Raw genomic sequence first — 7,142 nt, 5'->3', positions numbered from 1 at the left:
AAGTCGTCCGGGAAGTAAGCCAGCGGGGAGTGCGGGGCGGAGCCGGCGGGACGGCCGTCGGTGTGGCGCGGGTAGTTCTCGATGCCGTTGCAGTAACCGAGTTCGAGGATCATCTCCAGGTCGAATCGGGTGCGCTGTTCGAGCCGCTGCGCTTCCACCAGCTTGTTGGCGCCACGCAAGTATTCCAGGCGCTCCTGCAGCTCGACCTTGATCCCTTCGATGGCGTCCAGCAGCGTTTCCCGCGGCGTCACATAGTGGCTCTTGGGATAGAAGGTGAAGCGTGGCAGTTTGCGGATGACCTCGCCGGTCAGCGGGTCGAAGGCCGACAGGCTCTCGACTTCATCGTCGAACAGCTCGATACGGATCGCTTCCAGGTCGGATTCCGCCGGGAAGATGTCGATCACGTCGCCGCGCACACGGAACGTCGCGCGGGCGAAGTCCATATCGTTGCGGGTGTATTGCAGATCGGCCAGGCGGCGCAGCAAGGCGCGCTGGTCCATTTTGTCGCCGCGGTCCACGTGCAGGACCATGCGCAGGTAGGTTTCCGGGCTGCCCAGACCATAAATGCACGACACGGTGGTGACGATGATCGCGTCCTTGCGTTCCAGCAACGCCTTGGTGGCAGACAGGCGCATCTGCTCGATGTGGTCGTTGATCGAAGCGTCTTTCTCAATGAAGGTGTCCGACGACGGTACGTAGGCTTCGGGCTGGTAGTAGTCGTAATACGAGACGAAGTATTCGACGGCGTTGTTCGGGAAGAACGCCTTGAACTCGCCGTACAACTGCGCGGCCAGGGTCTTGTTCGGTGCCAGCACCATGGTCGGCCGCTGCACCTGCTGGATCACGTTGGCAATGCTGAAGGTCTTGCCAGATCCGGTTACCCCGAGCAGGGTCTGGTGCGACAACCCGGCGTCGATACCTTCTACCAATTGACGAATCGCCTCCGGTTGATCACCGGCCGGCTCAAAACGGGTAACGAGCTGAAACTCGGACATGACGTACCTCTGTGTTCGCCTTCGCTTGCGGGAAGATTCCGAGCCAAGGCGTAATAAGCGCGGACGACTGATCTCGTCAGGAGAAAAGACGTACATGAAGGGGTGAGATGGGACTACAAATGGAGTCGCCAACGCCAGCTTTCAAGCCATCCTCTGGACATTAGTCCGCGAGACAGGACTAACGGTCGAAAATAATCGGAAAAACCCGGAAAAAACCAGCCCTGCCCTGTCGCCCCCGCCCGCGATGGTCTCTATACTGACTCCCCGTTTGCGCACCGCTCCAGTGCATTCGGCCGGAGCGATGCAGTCCATTCACTCCCACTCAGAGCCCCTGCAAAATGAGCCTGTTTTCCGCTGTCGAATTGGCACCACGCGATCCTATCCTGGGCCTCAACGAAGCATTCAACGCCGATACCCGGACCACCAAGGTCAACCTGGGTGTCGGCGTTTACAGCAACGAAGAAGGGAAGATTCCGCTGCTGCGCGCCGTTGCCGAGGCAGAGGAAATTCGCGTCGCCCAACACGTCCCTCGCGGCTATTTGCCGATCGACGGCATCGCAGCCTACGACAAAGCCGTGCAAACCCTGCTGTTCGGTGCCGAGTCACCGCTGCTGGCCTCGGGCCGGGTCATGACCGTTCAGGCCGTGGGCGGCACGGGCGCCCTGAAGATCGGCGCCGACTTCCTCAAGCAGTTGTCGCCGAACGCTGTCGTGGCCATCAGCGACCCGAGCTGGGAAAACCACCGCGCGCTGTTCGAAACCGCCGGCTTCCCGGTGCAGAACTACCGCTATTACGACGCCGCGACCCATGACGTGAACCGCACGGGCATGCTGGAAGACCTGCAAAACCTGCCGTCCGGCTCCATCGTCGTGCTGCACGCCTGCTGCCACAACCCGACCGGTGTGGACCTGACCCTCGAAGACTGGAAAAAAGTCCTCGACGTGCTGAAAACCAAAGGCCACGTGCCGTTCCTCGACATGGCGTATCAGGGCTTCGGCGACGGTATCGATGAAGACGCGGCGGCGGTACGCCTGTTCGCGGATTCAGGCCTGACGTTCTTCGCATCGAGCTCGTTCTCGAAATCCTTCTCGCTGTATGGCGAACGGGTGGGCGCGCTGTCGATCGTCACCGAGTCGAAAGAAGAAACCGGCCGCGTGCTGTCGCAAGTCAAGCGGGTGATCCGCACCAACTACTCCAACCCGCCGACCCACGGTGCGACCATCGTTGCTGCTGTGCTGAACAACCCTGAGTTGCGTCAGAAGTGGGAAGACGAACTGGCTGAAATGCGTGTCCGAATCAAAAGCATGCGCGAAGAAATGACTCAGCGCCTGGCGAACAACGCCGCGGGCCAGGACTTCAGCTTCGTGGCGCGTCAGCGTGGGATGTTCTCCTACTCTGGCTTGACCACCCCGCAAGTCCACCGCCTGCGCAACGAGTTCGGCATCTACGCGCTGGACACCGGCCGCATCTGCGTCGCTGCGTTGAACACACGCAACATCGAAGCCGTGACGCAGGCGATCCTGGCCGTTATCTAAAAGTAGCCGACGCGTTGCGTTGCAAGAGGGGAAGCAGCTTTACGCTGCTTCCCCTTTTTCTGCTGATCGAAAACTACGCCGGTGCTCACCTTGTCGCTTTTCCAGTGGGAGCTGGCTTGCTGGCGAAAGCGGCGTGTCAGTCGCGATAGATGCGTCAGATCCTACGTATTCGCCAGCAAGCCGGCTCCCACAGGGGTCATGCATAGGTCATGAAACCTGCGACCAACATCGTATCCGTGGGAGCCGGCTTGCTGGCGAATGCGATGAGTCAGTGATACCTGAATGACCTGACACTCCGCGTTCGCCCGACCACGGCGCGCACCGGGACGGCACCCACAGGGGTCATGCATAGGTCATGAAATCTGCGACCGACATCGTATCCGTGGGAGCCGGCTTGCTGGCGAATGCGATGAGTCAGTGATACCTGAATGACCTGACACTCCGCGTTCGCCCGACCACGGCCCTCATCAGGACGGCCCCCACAGGGGTCATGCATAGGTCATAAAATCTGCGACCGACATCGTATCCGTGGGAGCCGGCTTGCTGGCGAAAGCGGTTTGCCAGCCAACGCAGAATTGCCCATAGCCCAATCGCTATGAAGATTGCGCAAAACCTTTATTGCGCCTTCTTGCGGTACGCCATCGAGTCGTCGATCCGCTTCAGAATATAGGCCCCGGCGGTCACCGGGGAGTAGAGACAAGCCTCGGTCGCGACGCCCAGATCACAGGGGTCGACCACCGCGCTGAAGGTCGGGTCATAAAACGTGGCGATGGAATAGCGCTCGTGCCCCGACCTATTGATCACCCGGTGCAAGGTGGAGCGGAACCGATCGTTCGACCAGCGCGCCAGTAAATCCCCCACGTTCACCACCAGACTGCCCTCGATGGGCGTCGCCTCGATCCAACTGTCCGTCGACAGCTCACGCACCTGCAACCCGCCGCTGTTGTCTTGATACAGCAATGTGATGCAGCCGTAATCCGTGTGGGGCGCGACGCCGAACTGGTCGGATTCCGCCATGGGTGGGTGCGGCGGGTAATACACCATCTGCGTGCGTTGCAGGCGCTTGCCATATTTCGGCGCGAAGAATCCCGGGGCGATCCCCAGCCCCACGGCCACCGCGCGCAGCAAATCGGCCCCCGCCAGACCGATCGCCTCGTAATAGGCGTCCAGCGCCTGGCGCAATTCGGGCATGAAGTCCGGCCACTGGTTCGGCCCGCGCAACGCCTCCCCTGCCAACACGCACGGGTCGTCCTCCGGCAGTTCCAGGCCCATGCTGAAGAACTCCTTGAAGTCCGGTTTGGTCGCCTCGTACATCAGCGCCCCACCCAACGCATGCCAGCCGCGATGGCGCTTGTTCACCGCCACCTGGCGCTTCACTTCGGTCGGGAAGGCAAAAAAGGTTTTCGCCGCGGCCATCGCGGCGTCGATCACGGGCTGAGGCACACCGTGGTTGATGATGTAGAAGAACCCGGTCTCGCTGCAGGCCTTGCGAATGGCGTCGCCGACCCGCCGAAGTGCGGCCTCGTCGCCTTCGCGGACACCGGCCATGTCGATCAGCGGGAGATTGGCAGTAGCAGTCATACGGGCTCCAGTCAAAGGGGGAAATGGGCTGTATAGACAGGAAGAAGCATTTTGTATGCCGCACCTAACCTCACCGCGAACACTGTAGGAGCGTGGCTTGTCCCGCGATCGCGCCGGGGTCGCGTCTGACGGCAGTCGTCTCAGAAACGGTTCTCGCAGTGTCGGTGAGACAACGTGTCCACAATCAACGACGGGTGCCTCGTCGATCGCGGGACACGCCACGCTCCCGCACCGGGCTGCGTCAGGTGTCGCAACGCCCCAACGGCGGGCATGCTGGACGCATTCGGTGCAACTTTTGGTGACACCCCACGCGCCCTGCACAGGTTGAAAGCCCACTGTCACGCGGCATCGGCGCTCAGTCCCGACTGGCCTGCATCTTGCCTCAGCTGTCTATACAGCTCGTTCAAGGATCCTCATGCGTCGTTATCACAGCGGTTCCGATTATCTGCGCGCTCACAGCATTGCCGAGCTGGCCCACATGGCCCGTCGACGGCTGCCGCACTTCGCTTGGGAATACCTCAACGGCGGCGCAGAAGAAGAACTGACCCTGGCCCGCAACCGCCAGGCCTTCGCCGAGGTCAGCCTGTTGCCGCGCACGCTGGTGCCCTGGAAAACCCCTGACACCCGCCGCACCCTCTTCGGCTGCGAACAACCCTTGCCGATGGTGATCGCCCCCACTGGCTACAACGGCATGCTGCACCGCGACGCGGACATTCACTTGGCCCGCGCCGCCACCGAGCGCGGCTTGCCGTTTACCCTCAGCACCGTGTCGACCAACTCTTTAGAACAGATCGTCAAGGCCGTGCCGGATGTCAATCTGTGGTTTCAGCTGTACGCCATGAGTGACCCGCGGGTGCAGGAAGACTTGCTCGCACGGGCCGATACCGTGGGCTGTCGGACGCTGCTGCTGACCACCGACGCCGTACGGCTGGGTAACCGCGAATGGGACAAGCGCAACTTCAAACGCCCGCGCCAGTTGAGCCTGCGCAACAAGCTCGACGTGCTGCGCCGCCCGCGGTGGATCCGGCAAACCCTCTGGCCCCACGGTATGCCGAGCATGGCCAATCTCGACCGCTACCTGCCCGCCGATCAGCGCAATGCGGCCGGTGCTGCGCATTTCATCGGCGAGAAAATGGAACACCAGTTGAGCTGGGAGTTTCTCGCCCGTTTGCGTGACCGCTGGCCCCATCGTCTGCTGCTCAAGGGCGTCATGCACCCGCAGGACGCCGAACAGGCCGTGCGGCTGGGGCTCGATGGCATTGTCGTCACCAACCACGGCGGCCGACAGCTGGACGGCGTACCCGCCAGCCTCGATTGCCTGCCCGCCATCGCGGACGTGGCCAAGGGCAAACTGAGCATTCTGCTGGACAGTGGCATCCGCCGCGGCGCCGACATCCTCAAGGCCTGCGCACTGGGTGCCGACGCCGTGCTGCTGGGCCGCGCTACCCTGTATGGCGTGGCGGTGGGTGGTCAGGCCGGTGCCGGACATGCGCTGGATTTGCTGAGCCAAGAGCTGCACCTGGCGCTGACCCTGCTCGGCCAGCCCGATCTGAATCACCTGCGCGTCAGCCGTCAAAGCGACGCGACTTTTTCCGTGAGTTGACCCCATGAGCGATGTGCAACAGACCCTCTCACAGTTACGCGCGGCGCTAGGCGATGACCAAGTGCTGACCGGCGACGCCATCAGCCCACGCCACTTCACCGACTGGACCCGCCACGCGCCTGCCTGCCCTGCGGCGCTGATCCTGCCCAAAAACACCGAGCAGGTGGCCGCGGTGCTGCGCATCTGCAACACCGCGAAGCAAACCGTCGTGCCCCAAGGCGGCATGACCGGGCTGGCAGGCGGCGCGGTGCCGCGTCCGACCGACTTCGCCCTGTCGCTGGATCGGTTGCAGGGCATCGAAGAAATCGACGCAGCGGCGGCCACTGTGACTGTGAAAGCGGCCACCACGCTGCAGGCGATTCAACAGGCAGTGGCCGACGCGGGCTATCTGTTTCCGCTTGACCTCGGTGCGCGGGGTTCGTGCCAGATCGGCGGCAACATCGCCACCAACGCTGGCGGCAATGCGGTGATTCGCTACGGCATGACCCGCGATCTGGTGCTGGGCCTGGAAGTGGTGCTGGCCGACGGTCGCGTGCTGAACCTGATGAACAAGATGATCAAGAACAACTGCGGTTATGACCTGAAACAGTGCTTCATTGGCAGCGAAGGCACCCTTGGGGTGATCACCCGCGCCGTGCTGAAGATGGCGCCGCAGCCCGGCCACAGCACCACGCTGCTGTGCGCGCTGCCCGATTACGCCAGCGCCGTGGCGTTTTTGCGCCGCCTGCAACGCAGTGCCGGGACGCCGCAGGCCTACGAATTGATGTGGCAGGACTTCTACCGCATGGGCGTTTCCTGGCTGGAAAACCCCGTCGCGCCGATGCCCGATCACCATCCGCTGTACGTGCTGCTGGAGTCCTCGGCCAGCGCCGAGGGGTTGGAGCAGACGTTGAACGCCGCCCTTGAAGCCGGCGAGGTCGTCGATGCGATCCTCGCCAGTTCGCAGACCCAGGCTCGCAGCCTGTGGAAGATCCGCGAGGCCACGGGCGAATTCCCGGTGCGCCTGGCGCCGCTGAACTTCGACATCAGCCTGCCCATCGGCCAGATCGGTGAATTCGCCGACCTGTGCCGACAGCGTCTGGACCTGCGCTGGCCGGGCAATCGCAGCGTGTATTTCGGCCACATCGGCGACAGCAACTTGCACCTGACCGTGGACCTGAACAGCCTGCCCCAGCCCGCCCCGGTCTTCGAGATCGAGGATCTGGTGTACCGCGCCGTGGGTCAGCTGGGCGGCGCGGTGTCGGCGGAACACGGCATTGGCCTGCTCAAGCGCGAGTTTCTGCACCACTCCGTGAGCGCCGAAGCGTTGCAAACCATGGGCGAGCTCAAGCGAAGCTTCGACCCCAACGGCATTTTGAATCCGGGAAAAATCTTCGGATAAACGCTGTGCGGGTTGTATAGACCGGTATGGCACGCTAACTGCACATT

Annotated in this window: 5 protein-coding genes; 3 read left to right on the top strand and 2 right to left on the bottom strand. The window is 62.6% G+C overall.

Annotated elements, in window-relative coordinates; genetic code table 11:
- Positions 1–995, bottom strand: a 995-nt coding sequence (locus B3N48_RS26715; protein WP_296188837.1) for a DEAD/DEAH box helicase family protein, incomplete at its 3' end; no start/stop codon positions are given.
- 338 nt (positions 996–1,333) lie between these two features.
- Here B3N48_RS26715 and B3N48_RS26710 point away from each other — a divergent pair.
- Positions 1,334–2,530 carry an amino acid aminotransferase gene (locus tag B3N48_RS26710; RefSeq protein WP_296188835.1) on the top strand — a complete coding sequence of 399 codons (1,197 nt, stop codon included), beginning with the start codon at positions 1,334–1,336 and terminating at the stop codon, positions 2,528–2,530.
- A gap of 615 nt (positions 2,531–3,145) precedes the next feature.
- Here B3N48_RS26710 and B3N48_RS26705 read toward each other — a convergent pair.
- The gene (locus tag B3N48_RS26705; protein ID WP_296188833.1) at positions 3,146–4,111 is read right to left on the bottom strand and encodes an isopenicillin N synthase family dioxygenase; all 966 of its coding nucleotides are present in this window, start codon (positions 4,109–4,111) and stop codon (positions 3,146–3,148) included.
- 415 nt (positions 4,112–4,526) lie between these two features.
- Here B3N48_RS26705 and B3N48_RS26700 point away from each other — a divergent pair, with 415 nt between their 5' ends.
- A complete protein-coding gene (locus B3N48_RS26700; protein WP_296188831.1) occupies positions 4,527–5,714 on the top strand; it encodes an alpha-hydroxy acid oxidase in 1,188 nt (395 codons plus the stop codon).
- 4 nt (positions 5,715–5,718) lie between these two features.
- Positions 5,719–7,095 carry an FAD-binding oxidoreductase gene (locus B3N48_RS26695; protein ID WP_296188829.1) on the top strand — a complete coding sequence of 459 codons (1,377 nt, stop codon included), beginning with the start codon at positions 5,719–5,721 and terminating at the stop codon, positions 7,093–7,095.
- Positions 7,096–7,142 lie beyond the last annotated feature (47 nt).

The organism is Pseudomonas sp. UBA1879, assembly GCF_002338065.1.
Taxonomy (GTDB): Bacteria; Pseudomonadota; Gammaproteobacteria; order Pseudomonadales; family Pseudomonadaceae; genus Aquipseudomonas.
The sequence above is the reverse complement of the archived record's forward strand: the minus strand, read 5'-3'. Positions and strand labels throughout refer to the sequence as shown.